The 18293-nt window shown below is 41.1% G+C and carries 13 protein-coding genes and 3 tRNA genes; 9 read left to right on the forward strand and 7 right to left on the reverse strand.

Annotated elements, in window-relative coordinates; genetic code table 11:
- The first annotated feature begins 104 nt into the window (after positions 1–104).
- The 5 genes from astE (at position 105) to nadA (ending at position 6251) form a co-directional block, all read left to right on the forward strand.
- Positions 105–1133 (forward strand): succinylglutamate desuccinylase, encoded by a 1029-nt coding sequence (gene astE, locus SFRI_RS09940; protein ID WP_011637395.1) that lies wholly within the window; start codon positions 105–107, stop codon positions 1131–1133.
- A 156-nt stretch (positions 1134–1289) separates the two neighbouring features.
- Complete coding sequence (locus SFRI_RS09945) at positions 1290–2468, forward strand: thiamine pyrophosphate-dependent dehydrogenase E1 component subunit alpha (protein ID WP_011637396.1); 1179 nt, start codon at positions 1290–1292, stop codon at positions 2466–2468.
- Between the two features lie 3 nt (positions 2469–2471).
- Positions 2472–3449, forward strand: a complete 978-nt coding sequence (locus tag SFRI_RS09950; protein WP_011637397.1) for an alpha-ketoacid dehydrogenase subunit beta — start codon at positions 2472–2474, stop codon at positions 3447–3449.
- 9 nt (positions 3450–3458) lie between these two features.
- Positions 3459–5081: a dihydrolipoyllysine-residue acetyltransferase gene (locus SFRI_RS09955; RefSeq protein WP_011637398.1), complete on the forward strand. Its 1623-nt coding sequence runs from the start codon at positions 3459–3461 to the stop codon at positions 5079–5081.
- A gap of 102 nt (positions 5082–5183) precedes the next feature.
- Positions 5184–6251 (forward strand): quinolinate synthase NadA, encoded by a 1068-nt coding sequence (gene nadA / locus SFRI_RS09960; protein ID WP_011637399.1) that lies wholly within the window; start codon positions 5184–5186, stop codon positions 6249–6251.
- Positions 6252–6426: 175 nt separating this feature from the next.
- Here nadA and SFRI_RS09965 read toward each other — a convergent pair whose 3' ends face one another.
- The 3 genes from SFRI_RS09965 to SFRI_RS09975 form a co-directional block, all read right to left on the reverse strand.
- Positions 6427–8343: a methyl-accepting chemotaxis protein gene (locus SFRI_RS09965; RefSeq protein ID WP_011637400.1), complete on the reverse strand. Its 1917-nt coding sequence runs from the start codon at positions 8341–8343 to the stop codon at positions 6427–6429.
- Positions 8344–8931: 588 nt separating this feature from the next.
- A complete protein-coding gene (gene gap / locus SFRI_RS09970) occupies positions 8932–9942 on the reverse strand; it encodes a type I glyceraldehyde-3-phosphate dehydrogenase (protein ID WP_011637401.1) in 1011 nt (336 codons plus the stop codon).
- A gap of 230 nt (positions 9943–10172) precedes the next feature.
- Positions 10173–11003 (reverse strand): DUF2989 domain-containing protein, encoded by an 831-nt coding sequence (locus tag SFRI_RS09975; protein WP_011637402.1) that lies wholly within the window; start codon positions 11001–11003, stop codon positions 10173–10175.
- 200 nt (positions 11004–11203) lie between these two features.
- Here SFRI_RS09975 and SFRI_RS09980 point away from each other — a divergent pair, with 200 nt between their 5' ends.
- The 4 genes from SFRI_RS09980 (at position 11204) to SFRI_RS09995 (ending at position 13296) form a co-directional block, all read left to right on the forward strand.
- Positions 11204–12640, forward strand: coding sequence for a glyceraldehyde-3-phosphate dehydrogenase (locus SFRI_RS09980; protein WP_011637403.1), 1437 nt, complete (start codon positions 11204–11206; stop codon positions 12638–12640).
- 329 nt (positions 12641–12969) lie between these two features.
- Positions 12970–13045, forward strand: a tRNA-Gly gene (locus SFRI_RS09985).
- A gap of 42 nt (positions 13046–13087) precedes the next feature.
- A tRNA-Cys gene (locus SFRI_RS09990) sits at positions 13088–13161 on the forward strand.
- 49 nt (positions 13162–13210) lie between these two features.
- Positions 13211–13296, forward strand: a tRNA-Leu gene (locus SFRI_RS09995).
- A gap of 504 nt (positions 13297–13800) precedes the next feature.
- Here the strand turns inward: SFRI_RS09995 and SFRI_RS10000 are convergent.
- The 4 genes from SFRI_RS10000 to betA form a co-directional block, all read right to left on the reverse strand.
- Entirely contained in the window at positions 13801–14286 is a 486-nt protein-coding gene (locus SFRI_RS10000) for a MarR family winged helix-turn-helix transcriptional regulator (protein ID WP_011637404.1), read from the reverse strand.
- A 125-nt stretch (positions 14287–14411) separates the two neighbouring features.
- A complete protein-coding gene (locus SFRI_RS10005; RefSeq protein WP_011637405.1) occupies positions 14412–15119 on the reverse strand; it encodes a TorF family putative porin in 708 nt (235 codons plus the stop codon).
- Positions 15120–15146: 27 nt separating this feature from the next.
- A complete protein-coding gene (locus SFRI_RS10010) occupies positions 15147–16364 on the reverse strand; it encodes a BCCT family transporter (RefSeq protein WP_011637406.1) in 1218 nt (405 codons plus the stop codon).
- Between the two features lie 235 nt (positions 16365–16599).
- Positions 16600–18282: a choline dehydrogenase gene (gene betA, locus SFRI_RS10015; RefSeq protein ID WP_011637407.1), complete on the reverse strand. Its 1683-nt coding sequence runs from the start codon at positions 18280–18282 to the stop codon at positions 16600–16602.
- Positions 18283–18293 lie beyond the last annotated feature (11 nt).

Consider the following 18293-nt stretch of genomic DNA (forward strand, 5'->3'; position numbering starts at 1 on the left):
TAGCGTTTGGCTATGATAGAATTCGCCACAATAGGCAGTAATAGTTAACATCGTTTTACGTCAAAGTTAACTACGCCATATAATAATGAGACAAGGAGTTGATAGTGTTATCTGACCTGATGATAAACCGCGATTTTTTAGCCTATACCTTAGCCAATCCAAATCAATTACCTGCGGCATACGATTTTATGTTGGCAGATCATACTCGCGTAGATGTGTGGGATACGGGAGTGATTGTATTTACGCCGGCTAATGCCACCAAAGATATCGTGCTGTCTTGTGCTGTGCACGGTAATGAAACTGCGCCGATTGAAATCTGTAATCAACTCATTAAAGATTTGCTCAGCCAACGCATTATTGCCAAGCAGCGTGTGATGTTTTTAATTGGTAACCCTACTGCTATTCTCAATAAAACCCGTTTTATTGATGAAAACATGAATCGTCTTTTTAGTGGCGCGCATTCTAAAGGCGAGGGCTTAAGCCATCCAGAGCGTCACCGTGCCAAAGCATTAGAGCAATACGTGGCTGATTTTTTCAATGCTAATAGCGACAACCAACGTATTCATTACGACTTACATACTGCCATCCGTGCCTCAAAGCATGAAAAGTTTGCCATTTACCCATACCGCCCAGGCCGTGCTTTCAGCGGTGAACAAATTATGTTTTTGGCGGCATGTGGCGTTGATACTATGTTGTTTCACCACGAACCAACAACAACGTTTAGTTATTATTCGTCACAGCAATTTCAAGCAGATGCTTTTACGGTGGAATTAGGCAAAGTGATGCCATTTGGCCAAAATGACATGAGTCGTTTTGCACAAACTCATACTATGCTTGAAAAGTTGATTACTGAAACTAAGTTAGCACCTGTTGAGTTCGACCCTAGCAAGGTCAACTTGTATAAGGTATCGCGCTCTATTAACAAGCACTTTGATGATTTTGAATTTAGCTTTGCAGGCGATGCAGAAAACTTCAGTGCCTTTAGTCAGGGCGAGGTGTTAGCGACAGAAGGTGGTAATGCCATCATTGTGGAATACCCACAAGAAGCCATCGTATTTCCCAATGCAAATGTGCCTATTGGGCAACGTACAGTGCTATGTTTAGTACCTGCACCAAACGAGTCAATTTTATAGTCGTAAAGCAATATATACATGTCAATCGTGAGTAAAATGCGTTTACAGTGAGAGTAAGTATTGATAGGTAGTTTACGTTAACGTAATGTCTACTCGCATAGTATAAATAGAGCCATGTTTATGTTGAACATGGCTCAACAATAACAAGAGCATAATATGAGCAACGCACCACTGACCAATGAAACAGTGCACCGTGTCAGCTTCTTAGACAAAGCGTCATTGCACATCCCCATTTTGCGTATTTTGCAAGCCGATGGCACTACGTATGAAAACGCGGTTCTACCAGTAATCGACAAGGCTTTGGCCGAAAAAATCTTTGATACTTGTGTTTTTACACGCGTATTAGACGAGCGTATGTTGGGTGCGCAGCGTCAAGGAAGGATTAGTTTTTACATGACCTGTACCGGTGAAGAAGCCTCAATTATTGGCAGCACAGCAGCGCTTGATAAAGACGATGTCATTTTGGCTCAATATCGTGAGCACGCCTCATTGCGTTATCGCGGTTTTACGACTGAACAATTTATGAATCAAATGTTCAGTAACGAGAAAGATTTAGGTAAAGGTCGTCAAATGCCGATTCATTACGGCAGCCGCGAACTCAACTACCAAACCATTTCATCACCACTGGCAACTCAAATTCCACAAGCCACAGGTGTTGCTTATGGTATGAAGCTGCAAGGCAAGCGTAACGTCGCCATTTGTTACTTTGGCGAAGGTGCAGCATCAGAAGGTGACTTCCATGCTGGTTTGAACATGGCTGCAGTGCTTAAGTCTCCGACCATCTTTTTCTGTCGTAACAATGGTTATGCTATTTCAACCCCTACAGAAGAGCAATTTGCCGGTAACGGTATTGCGAGTCGTGGAGTTGGGTACGGTATGCATACCATTCGTGTAGATGGTAACGACATGCTAGCGGTGTTAGCTGCCACACAACAAGCCCGTGCCCATGCACTAGAACATAATGCACCGGTATTAATCGAAGCGATGACTTATCGTTTGGGCGCGCATTCTTCATCAGACGATCCATCTGGTTATCGTTCAAAAGAAGAAGAAGCCAAATGGCAGCAACACGATCCAGTAAAACGTTTTAAGTTATGGATGGTCAATAAAGGCTGGATAACTGAAGCCGATGAAGCCAAGTTATTTGAACGTTATCGCGAAGAAGTGCTAGCAGCAGTTAAAGTGGCTGAAAAGTTACCTATTCCGAAACTAGATGAAATTATTGAAGATGTGCTTGATAAACCGACCCCAGCATTGAGAAAACAGCTTAAAGAGCTGAAAGAACACATTGCTAAGTATCCAAAAGCCTATCCAAAAAGCGCAGGGAGACTCTAAACCGTGGCTCAAATGAATATGTTACACGCCATCAATGAGGCGTTATCAATAGCCATGACTGCCGACGAGCGCATGGTGATTTTTGGTGAAGACGTTGGCCACTTCGGTGGAGTTTTTCGCGCGACTTCTGGTTTACAAGAGCAGTTTGGTCGCGACCGTTGTTTTAACACGCCGCTAACTGAACAAGGTATTGCTGGTTTTGCTAATGGTCTAGCATCTTATGGCATGACTGCGGTTGCTGAAATTCAGTTTGCTGATTATATTTTTCCGGCATTCGATCAAATCGTTAATGAATCGGCAAAATTTAGATACCGCAGTGGTAATCAATTTGATGTGGGTGGGTTAACCTTCCGCACACCATACGGTGGTGGTATTGCCGGTGGACATTACCACTCACAATCACCTGAAGCCTATTTTACCCAAACACCTGGTTTAAAAGTGGTTATTCCGCGTAATCCAGAACAAGCTAAAGGGTTGTTGCTGGCGTCTATTCGCGATCCAAACCCGGTGATTTTCTTTGAACCTAAGCGTTTGTACCGCGCATCTGTTGGCGAAGTCCCTGCCGGTGACTACGTAATCGAGTTAGGCAAAGCACAAGTGGTTAAGCAGGGCAGCGATATTACTGTACTGGCTTGGGGCGCACAGATGGAAATCGTCGAAAAAGCCTGCGAACGTGCCGAGAAAGAAGGTATTTCATGCGAAATTATCGACTTACGCACAATCGCGCCATGGGATGTTGAAACTATCGCAAAATCAGTGACCAAAACGGGTCGTTTACTGATTAACCATGAAGCGCCATTAACTGGCGGTTTTGCTGGTGAAATTGCGGCAACGATTCAACAAGAATGTTTCTTATCGCTTGAATCACCGATCAGTCGAGTGTGCGGCTTAGATACGCCTTATCCATTAGTGCATGAAAAAGAATACATGCCAGATGAGTTAAAGACCTTCGAAGCCATCAAGGCCACTGTGTCGTTTTAGGAGTAAGATATGATTAAAGATTTTATTTTACCCGACATCGGTGAAGGTGTGGTGGAATGTGAATTAGTTGATTGGTTAGTCAGCGAAGGTGACATCGTCACAGAAGATCAACCGATAGCAGATGTAATGACAGACAAAGCTTTGGTGCAAATTCCGGCGCCCCATGCTGGAAAAATTACCAAGCTTTATTACGCCAAAGGTGAAATCGCCATTGTGCATCAACCATTGTACGCAGTAGAAATGGATGGAGATGACAACGATAGCGTCATTGAAGCCCCTGTTGCTGCCATGACACCGGTTAACGATTCAGCTGTTAACAACAACAGTAATGCAGTTACGGCTACAACCAGCAGTCAGTCAAACATTGAAGAGTTCTTATTGCCTGATATCGGTGAAGGGATTGTTGAATGTGAATTGGTTGATTGGTTAGTCGAAGAAGGCGATATCGTCGTTGAAGATCAACCCATCGCTGATGTGATGACCGATAAAGCGTTAGTGCAAATCCCGGCCATGAAAGCCGGTAAAATTGTAAAACTGCATTATCGTAAAGGTCAGCTTGCTAAAGTGCACTCACCTTTATTCGCCATTGAAGTGGAAGCTGAAGTTAATGCTCCGTCAGCTCCAGTTGAAGTAGTTGAACAAGCACAAGCAGCTGCGCCACAAGTTAACCTTGAACCTGTTGCACAAGGTAAAGCCTTAGCTAGCCCAGCCGTTCGCCGAATGGCGCGAGTACTGGACATTAATATCGCTATGGTTGTGGGCACAGGCAAAAATGGTCGAGTTTACAAAGAAGATATTGAACGTCATCAGCAAGGTGGTCATGCCACTCAAGCTGCAGCAAGCACAACGGCAGTGTCATCAACGAGTCACGTAAGTGCTCAAGTTGTCAGTTCTGTGAATAGCGACACAGTGACTAATGTAACGGCAAGTGACCGAGTTGAACCCATAAAGGGCGTCAAAGCCATTATGGCGAAAATGATGGTTGAGTCAGTATCGACTATCCCTCATTTTACTTACTGTGAAGAGTTTGACCTTACCGAACTCGTAGCCTTACGTGAAAGCATGAAGCAACGTTATTCAACTGACGAAGTGAAGCTCACCATGATGCCATTCTTTATGAAGGCCATGTCATTAGCGATCACTGAATTTCCGATATTGAATAGTCAAGTTAATGCAGATTGCACCGAGTTAACGTACAAGTCACGTCATAATATTGGTATGGCAGTCGACTCTAAAGTCGGTTTATTGGTGCCAAATGTCAAAGATGTGCAAAGTAAGTCTATTTTAGATATTGCCGCCGACATAACTCGCTTAACGACTGCCGCGCGCAGTGGCCGCGTGTCGCCAGCAGATTTAAAAGACGGAACTATTTCAATCTCCAATATTGGTGCATTGGGCGGCACGGTGGCAACACCAATTATTAACAAACCTGAAGTGGCCATTGTTGCGTTAGGCAAGTTACAAATATTGCCGCGCTTTAATGCTAAAGGCGAAGTTGAAGCACGTAAGATTATGCAAGTAAGCTGGTCTGGCGATCATCGCGTCATTGACGGTGGCACCATTGCACGCTTCTGTAATCTATGGAAACACTACTTAGAGCAACCGCAAGAAATGCTATTAGCTATGCGTTAACAGTGTTTAATCTATCTTATCCAAAAGGACGCTAAAGCGTCCTTTTGTTTTTAGCCTCTTTTTCGTATAATACTCGGATATTGTCACTAGATTGGAACATGTATGAGTCTGTCGGCACCTAGAATTGAAATGATTGAATATCCGTTTCCGCCAAAACCTGCCGTGTTGTCTGACGTTGAGAAAGCACAATATAAAGCACGTATTAAACAGCTATTGATTGATCAAAACGCGGTACTTGTTGCCCATTATTATACTGATCCTGAAATCCAAGCGTTAGCTGAAGAGACGGGCGGTTGCGTGTCTGATTCTCTGGAAATGGCACGCTTCGGTCGCGATCACCCCGCAAAGACATTAATTGTTGCTGGGGTTAAGTTTATGGGCGAAACCGCTAAAATATTAAGCCCAGAAAAAACCATTTTAATGCCAACCCTAGAAGCAACCTGCTCATTAGATTTAGGTTGTCCAATTGAGCAGTTCAATGAATTTTGCGATGCGCATCCAGATCATACTGTCGTGGTATATGCCAATACCTCAGCAGCAGTAAAAGCCCGCGCAGATTGGGTTGTCACCTCCAGTATTGCGTTAGAAATTGTTGAGCATCTCGATAGCCAGGATAAAAAAATTATCTGGGCACCCGATCGTCACTTAGGTTCGTATATCAACACACAAACTGGCGCTGACATGTTGTTATGGCAGGGCGAATGTATTGTGCATGATGAGTTTCAAGCCAAAGCACTTCGTGAGCTTAAAAAACAGCATCCTACGGCGGCGATTCTAGTACACCCAGAATCACCTGCCAGTGTAGTAGAACTTGCTGATGCTGTCGGCTCTACCAGTCAGTTAATTAAAGCCGCGCAAACCATGCCTAACGATACCTTTATCGTTGCGACAGATCGCGGTATTTTTTATAAAATGCAGCAAGCAGCGCCAGGTAAAACCTTGCTCGAAGCCCCAACTGGCGGCAACGGTGCCACCTGTAAAAGTTGTGCCCATTGCCCGTGGATGGCCATGAACGGTTTGCAAGCTATTGAAGCTTCATTAGTCGATAGCGATAAAACTAATCATGAAATATTTGTGGATGAAGAACTGCGTATCAAAGCTCTCATCCCACTCACACGCATGCTTGATTTTGCTAAAGAATTGAACATGAAAGTGAAGGGCAACGCCTAAAAGCTTGGGTTTAGTGATCATAAAAACATAAAGCCGACATCTCGTCGGCTTTTTATTGGGTCTTTTACGCTAATGTTCGCTAGCCTTAAATATTAATATAATGCCCAAGCGAGCCATTATAGGATAAGCAAAAAAACCAAGTGGTGTAGACTTGGTTTGTTGTATTTCGTTTTGTTTAAATCTTAAATTGGCCTACTAAGGAATTCAGTTGTTTAGATAAATCAGCCAGATCTTCACTTGCACTTGCTGTTTGCATTGACCCTTCGGTTGTTTTGGTAACAATATCGTTGATATTGGTAATGTTTTTATTTATTTCATTTGAGACTGCACATTGTTCGTTTGCTGCGCTGGCGATTTGAATATTCATTTCTGTAATGGTGTTTACCGCTGCAAAAATGTCATCGAGTGCATGGTCTGCATTTATTGCCTGAGTAACGCATGAGTCTGTAACTTTACCGCTATCTTTCATTACTTGAACAGCTTTAGCCGCACCACTTTGCAATTGTTCTATCATTGCTTGTATATCTTGCGTGGAAGCTTGTGTACGACTGGCTAAGGTACGAACCTCGTCGGCAACAACTGCAAATCCTCGACCTTGCTCTCCTGCTCTGGCTGCTTCGATAGCTGCATTCAGCGCTAATAAATTTGTTTGGTCTGAAATATTTCGAATAACTTCTAGAACACTATCAATGGCTGTCGTTTGATTTTGTAAATCGGACACTGCATGTGTTGCAATATTGATTTCAGAAGCCAATTGATTGATTTCCGATGAAACCTTGCTAACTACCTGCTTACCAGCTTGAGTAGCCTCATTTGCTTTTTGAGCCGCATCAGCAGCTTCTGTTGCATTTTGTGCAACATCTTGAACTGTCGCGCTCATTTCATTCATTGCTGTAGCAACCTGCTCAGTTTCTTGCTGCTGTTTTACTGCATCAGCTTGAGTTTCGAGTGTGATGCCTGATAAACGCTCGGCAGAGTGATTCAGTTGCTGTGTGGCGGACATAACTTGATTAATTGTATTATGTACCTTTGTTGCAAATTGATTGAATGCTTTGGATAATGCGGTAATTTCATCATTTCCGCTTACTGATAAACGGAGCGTTAAATCACCATCGCCATCGGCAATGTTGTTCATTGTATGGGTTGTCATATTTATTGGGGTGGTGATACTTCTGCTAATAACCCAAGCAATAGCGATACCTAATAACAAGGCGATGACACCAACACTAATCATAGTAAAGGTCACATCATTGATAGCATTTACATTGTGTGTGCGATCCAACGCTATTTCTAGGACACCTATTGGCTGTCCAGAGAAATCTTTAACTTGATGTAAATAAACAGCATAGGAAGTGTCGTGTAATGTAGATTGGTTGTTCAGTATTACTCCATTGAATGCTTGTGCTAGACGAGTATTATCAGAAAAACTATGAGGTTCAGTCGTCGCTCCAAATGCTTCAAATTGTCCATTTTTTTGAGTATAAAGCGCAATATCGACCTTATAATCATTCTTAAATTGGTCAAAAAATGCCTGGCCGAAAGACATACCAAACTCTACAGAACCAATATGTGCATTCTGATAATTGACAGGCATAATTCCACGAATTCCGATGCCTGCAACGCCTTTCTCTAATCCTCTTACTGGTTTTTGGTCTCTATTGGTAACGATAACGGTTTGTCTAAATGATGATAAATCGTCTCCAAACTTCTCAGGCTTATGTACTCTTAAGAATGAGGTAGCAGGTGGCAAGTGAAACTGGAATTGACGAACGGCATAATCTTCTTTCAAGGTTTCAAATAATGGTAATGTTTTTAATGCTAACGTCTCTCGGTCGCCTTCGGCAAACAACTTTTGTAAGTCTGAATTGCGAGCAACGACGGTTGCCAACGCTTGGGCTAATTTCCCAGTTGACTCAATTTCAGCGGTAGCGGTTTCATAGAGTTTATGTAACTCGCGTTGCTCTGCACTATCAATATTGGTTGTGAATTCTGATAATACGAAGGGGATAACAGTACCCATGACCAAGATCAATATGACCGTAATACCTAAGATTATACGGTTGCCGATATTGAGATTAAATGTATTGACCATGTACTGTTCCTTTTAGCGATTTTAAAATATAAGCTAGCATTAATTAATATTTTTATAGAACGCAATACTATCTATAAATTATAAAAAAAACCGTGTTCAATGGCTCACATGCCATTTGTGGTTAAAAAAATAAGCGGTCTTTGTTAATGATTTATGAATTCCTTCACAGTAATTGTATTTCAGTGCGCCAAGCCGACATATCGAAAGCAGATGAGACCTTCGCCGGTGAAAAGCTAATTATAAAAGCCCTCATCATTCTCACCTCCATGCCAAATTATGCCAAAGAATTGAATATGAAAGTGCTACGCTTAAGCTTGTACATATGATTAAAAGCCGACTTAATGTCGTTTTTTGTTTTTTTATTAACATTTAGTTGGAGCGATAAGGGGCAATCACTTTACATCTTGACGCTGTCGTGGGCGGAGGCCGCATAGATCAAAAGAAAGTTAATAAACAGAAATCAACACAGCATGAAACAATAAGAGAAGGGGATGTTGCTTACCTAGCAGTCAAAACAAAAAGCCCCGCATAAATGCGAGGCTCTTAAGCTAACTATATGTCTATAAAGTATTAAATAATACTTTTAGATTATTTAGCGTTCATTAACGCAACAGCGTTGTCTAACATGCGGTTACTGAAACCCCATTCGTTATCATACCAAGACATCACTTTCACTAAACGACCATTAACACGAGTTTGTGTTGCGTCGAAATTAGAAGAGAAAGGATTATGGTTAAAGTCGATAGACACCAATGGTTCTTCGTTAATCGCTAATACTTCAGACATTGGAGACTGTAGTGAAGCACGAGTAATGATGGCATTAACTTCTTCAACAGTAGTGTCGCGTGACGCTAAGAAAGTTAAGTCAACTAAAGACACGTTAATTGTTGGTACACGTACCGCTAAACCGTCAAATTTGCCTTGAAGCTCAGGAACCACTAAACCTACTGCAGCAGCTGCACCGGTTTGGGTTGGGATCATAGACATTGCCGCAGCACGAGCACGACGTAAATCTGTGTGATACACATCAGATAAACGTTGATCGTTAGTGTAAGAGTGGATTGTGGTCATTAAACCAGACTCAATACCAAGCTCATCATTTAACGGCTTAGCAATAGGCGCTAAACAGTTAGTTGTACAAGAAGCATTTGAAACTACTGTCATATCAGCAGTTAACACTTCGTTGTTTACACCGTAAACAACAGTGGCATCAACATTCTTACCTGGTGCAGAAATAAGTACTTTCTTTGCGCCAGCGATAAGGTGCGGTTGCACAGATTCTTTAGAAGTGAAAATACCAGTACATTCGAAAACGATATCAATTTTCAGCTCAGCCCAAGGTAACTTTGATGGGTCACGTTCTTGGAAAGTTAAGATCTTGTCGCCATTAACATAGATAGCTTCATCGTCGTGATCAACTTTTGCGTTGAAGCGACCATGTACAGTATCGTACTTAGTTAAGTGAGCATTAATAGATGCATCACCTAAATCGTTTAATGCAACGATTTCGATTGGATAATTTTTTTCGCTTTCGTACAGTGCACGTAAAACATTTCTACCGATACGGCCATAGCCGTTAATTGCTACACGGATAGTCATCTCATATCCCTCAAGTTAAAATAATTAGGTGGCATGTAAATCGCCTGGTTGTAAAATTACCAAATTGGCCGTAATAATCAAGTTAAATCACCTAAATATGCTTAATTAAGCCAATAATTTTGTATTTTTTTTACATTAAGCACATTATGAATATAAATTAAGCACAGTTTTGTAAGTTGAACACTACCGTGCGTTATATAAAATTGGTCTATTAGCGGGCTGATTAATGCCTATTTTAGTAACATTTCACTGCGACTCTGTGCAAATTGCTTACTCATTACCGCTGAGATTAATTCAAGTGCTTGTTTATCGAGTTCAGTCGCTAATGTTTTATTACCATTAATGATAGCCAATAACTTTTCTTCATCAGCATGATTGTCACTCATTAACAAATTTGCTCGAGTTAACAGGTATTCTTTTTCAGCATTTTGTTGTTGTCGATATATCGATGCTAACGCTAAAAACCAATCAGGATCGATTTTGGCGGGTTCAGTTGTGGCTAACAAATGCAAATAAAGTGTTTTAGCGTCGTTAGGTGAAACTCGCACATAATAAGCAGCAAGCTGGGTAATGATGTCATTGTCAGTGAGGACACCTTGCTTATAGGTGTCTTCTACAATAGTGAACGAGTCTTGATCGTTGAAACGCATCCAGCGATAAAAGGCTAAATGTACCTCATTATTAGTGCGAGTAAACTCTTGAAGTTCAGACAGTGTTTGAGTACTTACCGCAAATGCTCGCTCGCGATCACGTGTACGGTCGGTATTCAACTTATGTTGAACCCCTGCGGCTAATTCGATGCATTTACTGTAATTTTCTAGATATACCAACTGTTGATAAAGTTGCTTGCCTGTGGGCGACGAGCTCTGTTTTAACGCGTATCGATGACGGATCAAGTCGCCTTTTTCAAATCGGCACCAACTATCTTTGTGTAAATCGCTACAAAGTTCGGGATTATTTTTACAAATGAGGTCGCTATTACGGTCATTATCGCAGCCAAAAAGGCCAAATAATGCCCCAATAACTGTAAATGATGTAATTAATACAAAATTATTGCTCAAAATGCTCTCCGAGAGGTAAATTGTCTAATAAAATTACACATTTACCGAAAATTTGTTACTAGCGAAATAGCCTGTATTTCATTACAATGTCGGCGACCAACAGGGGCCACCCCCATACAATATACTAAATTATTGGTCTTTTCTTTTTGTTACTCAAACCTTTCTGAAAAAACGAGAAAAGTGAGATAAAGGATCCCTACATGAGCGCAGATAAACATTTACAGAGCTGGCAAGAACGTTTCGAAATGGCAGAAGCAATGCAACCATTGCTTGGCAAGTTGTATCGTAACCAAGGCATTGAAGTAATGGTATATGGTAAACCATTACTAAATGCATCAACCATCGAAATCATTAAGTCACACCGTTTAGTACGTCGTCATGTCGGTGAAAAATTACGTCTTCGTGAAAGTTTCCCATTTGTTGTAGCACTTAGCAAATTAGCGATTAAACATTGCAGAGTGGATATTGGTAAATTAGCGATTAATTACTGGCGTAATAACAAGGATGCGAGCGGTATTGAAGCTTATATGACACAGGAATTGTCTGAAGCGGTTAATCACGGTGATGATACCCCGGCTCGCGATGTTGTACTTTATGGTTTTGGTCGTATCGGCCGTTTACTCGCTCGTTTATTAATAGAACGTACCGGTAAAAGCAACAAATTGCGTTTGCGTGCCATTGTATTACGCGGTGGTAAAAAGGGCGATTTAGAGAAACGTGCTAGCTTGTTGCGTCGTGACTCGGTACACGGGCCATTTAATGGCTCTGTCGAAGTTGATGAAGAAAACAACGCAATCATTGCTAATGGCACTTATATTCAGATTATTTACGCTAACTCGCCTGATCAAGTGGATTACACTCAGTATGATATTAAAGATGCGTTAATTGTCGATAATACTGGTATTTGGAAAGATGAAGAGGGTTTAGGTTTACACCTTAAAAGCCCAGGAGCTTCAAAAGTATTGTTAACGGCACCTGCTAAAGGCGCCATTAAAAATATCGTCTACGGTGTTAATGAAAACGATATTCTTGATGAAGACACTATTGTATCGGCGGCAAGCTGCACCACAAACGCTATTACGCCAGTATTAAAAGCGGTTAATGACAAATACGTTATTGAAAATGGCCACGTAGAAACCATTCACTCGTATACGAATGATCAAAATCTAATCGATAACTATCACAGTGCTGATCGTCGTGGTCGCAGTGCACCGTTAAACATGGTGATTACTGAAACGGGTGCCGCTAAAGCTGTTGCTAAAGCATTACCTGTTTTAGCGGGTAAGCTAACCGGTAACGCTATCCGTGTGCCAACTCCTAACGTATCAATGGCGATTATTAGTGTTAATTTGCAACATGAAACTAATCGCGATGAACTGAATGAATACTTAAAAGATGTCGCATTACAGTCTGGATTACAAAATCAAATCGATTTTACCGAATCGACTGAAATTGTATCTAGCGACTTAGTTGGTTCACGTTATGCCGGAGTTGTTGATTCGCAAGCAACGATTGCAGAGGGCAAACGTGCCATTTTATATGTATGGTACGACAACGAATTTGGCTATAGCTGTCAGGTTGTTGGCGTTATGCAAAAAATGCTCGGTTTAACCACATTATCGTTACCAAAAAGCTAATGTGTTATAAAAGCTAACCATACATGGTGGTGAATACTCGAAAGCTGAACGAGCTTAATATCGCTGTTTATTGAGTACTTACCGTCATGTTAATGATAAAGCATCTCCTTGGAGGTGCTTTTTTATGCGCGTTGTAATTTATTTAATCATAATGATGATTTATGCATCAAACAGTCATTATGTTGCAATAAATGTGTTTTTATTGATTGACTATCGGGGCTAAAACGGTAGAATGCCATTCCGCAGTCAGGGGAAACTTCTTCTACTGTTAAATTTGAAAGGCGATATCGTTCTGACAAATTTAGTAAAGATTATAAAGCGGTACAAATGCGACATTAGCTCAGTTGGTAGAGCGATACCTTGCCAAGGTATAGGTCATCGGTTCGAACCCGATATGTCGCTCCAATTTCTTATCTTATCCGATGGATTAGAATTTGGTTAAAGCATGGCGCGATGGCAGAATGGCTATGCTACGGATTGCAAATCCGTCGATCTCGGTTCGACTCCGGGTCGCGCCTCCACGAAATTGAGTTTGATGGTTACTTCTAGTAACGGTTAAAACAACACTTTGCCCGAGTGGTGGAATCGGTAGACACAAGGGATTTAAAATCCCTCGCTGAATAAGCGTGCCGGTTCAAGTCCGGCCTCGGGTACCATCATTTACATACGTAAGTATGGTGTAAAAAAGCCTCAACATTAGTTGGGGCTTTTTTACATCTGAAATTTGTGAAATAGATCGAAAGATTAAAATCCCTCGCGCTCTGGTTGAACATCAGGCGTACAGGTTCAAGTCCGGCCTCGGGTACCATTATAATCTCTAGTAATAGAGAGTGGTGTAAAAAAGCCTCAACATAAGTTGGGGCTTTTTTACGTCTGAAATTTGTGAATTAGATTGAAAGATTAAAATCCCTCGCGCTCGGGTTGAACATCAGGCTTGCCTCGCTTTATTAATAGCAATCCTCAGAAAATTGAGCTGAATATTAATTTTATAGGATGTATGTGGAAATACGATAGAAGTGGGTGTTGATAATAAGATCTTCGGATAGCAGGTTACACTTTGGGATAAAATGTTAGCTTGAAGCTAGGCTTGTTTAAAATGAAACATAACGTGTGAGAATTAATAATTTATGACTCATCACGTTATGAATATAGAAAGGGACTTATTGAGATTGCTCTTCTACTTGAATTTGGCCTACATATAAAACTGGGGCAGCATCAATTTCATTGGCATCCATCATGGTGGCTATTCGTTCAACGGCAGACAATAATTGACTTTGTTCCCACTCTTCAAGATTTTGATAACGCATAATAAAATGTTCTTGCAGTGGTTTAGGAGCGCTATTTAATAATGTTTTACCTGCGTCACTCAATGATAAATGAACTTTCCGTTTGTCAGTCTCGCTGCGCGTTCTAATCACCATGCCACGATTTTCTAATCGATCAATAATGGTCGTCACTGTCGCTGCACTCAAATTAATTTCTTGAGCTATTTGTTTAGCTAGTGGAGCGTCAAGTTGATCAATTTTCTGTATGACCATTAATTGTGGTCCAGTCAGACCCGATAGTTTATTTAATTGACGTGAGTGTATATCAATAGCTCTGATCACCCGGCGCAATGAAATTAATAGTTGTTCGTATTTTTCCATAATCCCCTCATAATTCACCATGCACCTTAGCAGAATTCGGCTTATTACTCATGTCTAATATCAAAAAAAGCAGAATAATGTCAAAGACATTATTCTGCTTAGCTAATTTATCAACAATTTTTGACTTATAGACTGAAAGTACGTGATACCGATAAGACTGCGCGGGTATCGCTAGTATCAGTGTCCATACTGGTATCTTCAACGGCAACGTTGAAATCAAAACCTTCCCAGCTTGTCATATACTCTGCACGGTAATGGTTGTAAGACTTGTCGCCGTCCCATGCCCATTTGTCTTCGTCTAGTGACGTTGAACGGTCAAAGCTAACACGGATGTCGTGACCTTCTGCGACAGTAAAGGTATGAGCTGCCATCATGATGTAATGATCGGCATCAACACCAAAGTAATCCCATGAATACCAAAAGTTCAATTCACTCTGACCAAGCGATGAAGCATAGCCAAACTTGGTGTAAAGCTCTGGGTAGTAATACTCATCAGAGGCATCATCACCATGGTATGTGTAATATGCAATACCTGCATCAACAGACACTCTGTCGGTTAGTTCAAAATATTTACCTGCGTAAAAATCAAGTTCTAACCAAGTATCATCACCGCTTCCAAAATCAACATTAGATGCCCAAGCACCTACATACCAACCGTCATCGGCTGCGTAGTCTAGGCTAGCCTGTAATGCAGGGTCATTATCTGTTTGGCTAACACCATTAAAGGTATAGTCAGAGGTTGCATTAACAGTTGTGCTTAACTCACCAGCCATTACTGAAGTCGGTAAAGCAAATAAGCTTAGTAGGGCTAACTTTTTCATTGTTGTATTCATCATTTTTCCTTGGATCATTATTATTGTTTAGTCTGCTAATTCGATTTTAGTGAAATCGATTTCATTTTCTTTTGGAGAGAGTTCAATCGCTCTCACTTTACGGTAATGCGATTTTAAAATGTATGCGAAACAGCTTAATATCAAGGCAATAGCCAGTGCACCGACCCATTGAATTTGTAAAAAGTCTAGTTTGAATAACAATGTTAGGCCACTCAGTACCACAACATTACCGACGATATAAGGTACTTTACCAAAACGTTCAACCGTAAGGTTTAAGTTATCTGTATATAAACGGACCAGTGAATCGAGTGAGTTAATAACAAACGTTACCCCTACAATCACCATTGCTAGATTATAAAAACCAGATGTATCAATACCATTTGCACTGTAGTAGTACAGAACCGTGAACCAAATCGCGATTGGAATTGAAGGGAATACCATCATGGCTAGTAATACTTGATAGGTTTTCATTCCGCCAACAAAACGTGCGGTAAATTGACCAATCATAATGCTCCATGCAAACCACCAGAATAGGTAAAATTCGTGGTAATCGTTTATTGGAAGCACAAAGTTATGGATGTTGCCAAAGTAGTCACCGATTAACGCAAATGTAGTAAAGAACTCACCCACACTTGAATCGTCTGATAAAAATGCACCAGACCACATAACAGCGATTAAACCAAAGAACAACCAGGTACTGCCTAAACTCAGGTAACGAACATAGCGAATACTGGTACTTGAATACACTGCGGCGGCAATAACCATAAATACGATTAAGTAGAAGCTGCTGACAACGGTTTCACCATCACCTAATTGTGGTAAATACCACGGTAAGTTAGTTAATAATAAATAAGCAGTAAAGGCACAGGTACCAATAATGACCACGTTATTAATAAACTTTATCAATGGAATTTCAAAGTACTTAACTCTTGGTTCAATCACACAGAAGTAGAAACACGTTAAAAAGTAAAAAGCCCAAATTAAGCAGGCCCAAAAACCAAACTCTATGGCTAACGGATTACTAAATCCATATTCTGGACTGGTTGCCAAATCTGCATAACCAGCAAATTCCGTTAACGGAAACATGATTAAGCCAACATCAAGCCCTGAAGTGAACAAAATGGCAATAAAGGTAAATTTACGCACCGGTGTGACACCAATGCACTGCATGTTACCCCAACGATAAATAACAAATGCGATAGCGGCAAAAGTGAATAAAATGCCTATTGATAACCAAGTCGTCATTATTTAACTCCTGGGTGAATAGTGTGTGCGAACATAATGTTGGCTCCTTGTTGTATATTTTTTATGCCATAGAACAATTTTTAAAGGCAAAACGCCCTCAAGCCTTAAGTATCGTGTTGACGATAGTTAAACCCTGATAGATTGAACTTGGCTAAATTGGCCATTTACAAAAACGTAGGTTGGCCATCAACCTGTTGCCGATGTGCATAAATGAATACACATCGACGAATGGGTGTTAATCAATTTGTCGTTTAGGCGCTTGTAATCGTTGTGATGTTTGCCATTGCTTAGCAATAGTCACTTTTGCCAAACTTGGCGCAAGAGGTTTGTTGCCTAAAATAATATCGGCAGCGCGCTCGGCGACCATTATCGTCGGGGAGTTCAAATTGCCATTTGGAATGGTCGGAAAAATTGACGAATCAACTACTCGTAAACCATTAATACCATGTACTTTTGTTTCCGAGTCGACAACTGCCATCTCATCTTCACCCATTTTGCATGAGCAAGAAGGGTGGTAAGCGCTTTCTACTGAGCTTCTAACAAAACGGTCTATTTCTTCATCTGTCTGTATTGCTAAGCCTGGTTGAATTTCTTCACCACGATATTCATCTAAACCCGGTTGATTAATAATTTCACGGGTTAAACGAACACACGCTCTAAAGCCTTCAATATCATCTTGATGCGATAAATAATTGAACTGAATTTGTGGGGCAACCTTGGCATCATTTGATACAACCGTTACTGCGCCACGGCTTTTAGGTTTATTGTGGCCAATATGAACTTGGAAACCATGGCCAGCAAACGCTTCTTTTCCGTCGTAACGCATGGCAGCAGGTAAGAAGTGGTACTGTAAATCAGGCCACTCTAAGCCCGCTTTTGAGCGGATAAAACCACACGATTCAAAATGGTTAGTTGCACCCAAACCTGACTTATTTAAAATCCAGCGAGCACCAATAAACAATTTGTTTAACGGATCAATTTTGCCATTAAGCGATATCGGCTTTAAGCACTTAAATTGGAAGTAAAACTCTAAGTGGTCTTGCAGATTCTGACCAACACCAGGTAATTGATGTACTTGCTCAATTCCAGCGTTAGCTAATGTGCTTGAATCACCAATACCCGACAGTTGTAAAATATGCGGTGAACCAATTGAACCTGCAGATAAAATCACTTCTTTATTGCAGTTAACATCAATCAACTCGCCTTTACGTTCGTAACGAACGCCGACAGCCGTTTTACCTTGCATAATCACTTTATGCACAAGCGCATGAGTGACCACGGTTAAATTAGGGCGTTTCATTGCAGGGCGAAGGTACGCATTTGCCGTAGACCAACGTACGCCGTTTTTAACGGTCATGTGCATTGGGCCAAAGCCTTCTTGCTGACTGGCATTGTAATCATCAGTGGCTAGGTAGCCGGCATCGACACCTGCATCAACAAAAGCTTGATATAACGGGTTTTTCATTTCATTACCGTTATTAACCGCTAATGGGCCTTTATCACCGCGATAAACATTACCGCCAAAAGACCATGTTTCAGCTTTCTTAAAGTAAGGCAGACAGTGAGCATAATCCCAGTCTTTTGCACCTTGTTGTTGCCACTCATCAAAATCACGCGCATGACCACGTACGTAGACCATGCCATTGATTGATGATGAACCGCCTAACACTTTGCCACGCGGGCAATGCATACGGCGATTGTCCAAATGTGGTTCGGCTTCGGTTTCAAACTGCCATGCATACTTTTTAGTATTCATGGGAATTGAAAGGGCGGTTGGCATTTGGATAAAAATGCTCTTGTCGCTACCACCGGTTTCAAGTATCAGGACTTTATTGTCTGGATTTTCCGTTAAGCGGTTGGCTAATACACAACCTGCGCTACCGGCACCGACAATAATATAATCGTATTCATTAGACATTAATTGGGTCA

Origin of the sequence: Shewanella frigidimarina NCIMB 400 (genome assembly GCF_000014705.1) — a bacterium.
GTDB lineage: Bacteria > Pseudomonadota > Gammaproteobacteria > Enterobacterales > Shewanellaceae > Shewanella > Shewanella frigidimarina.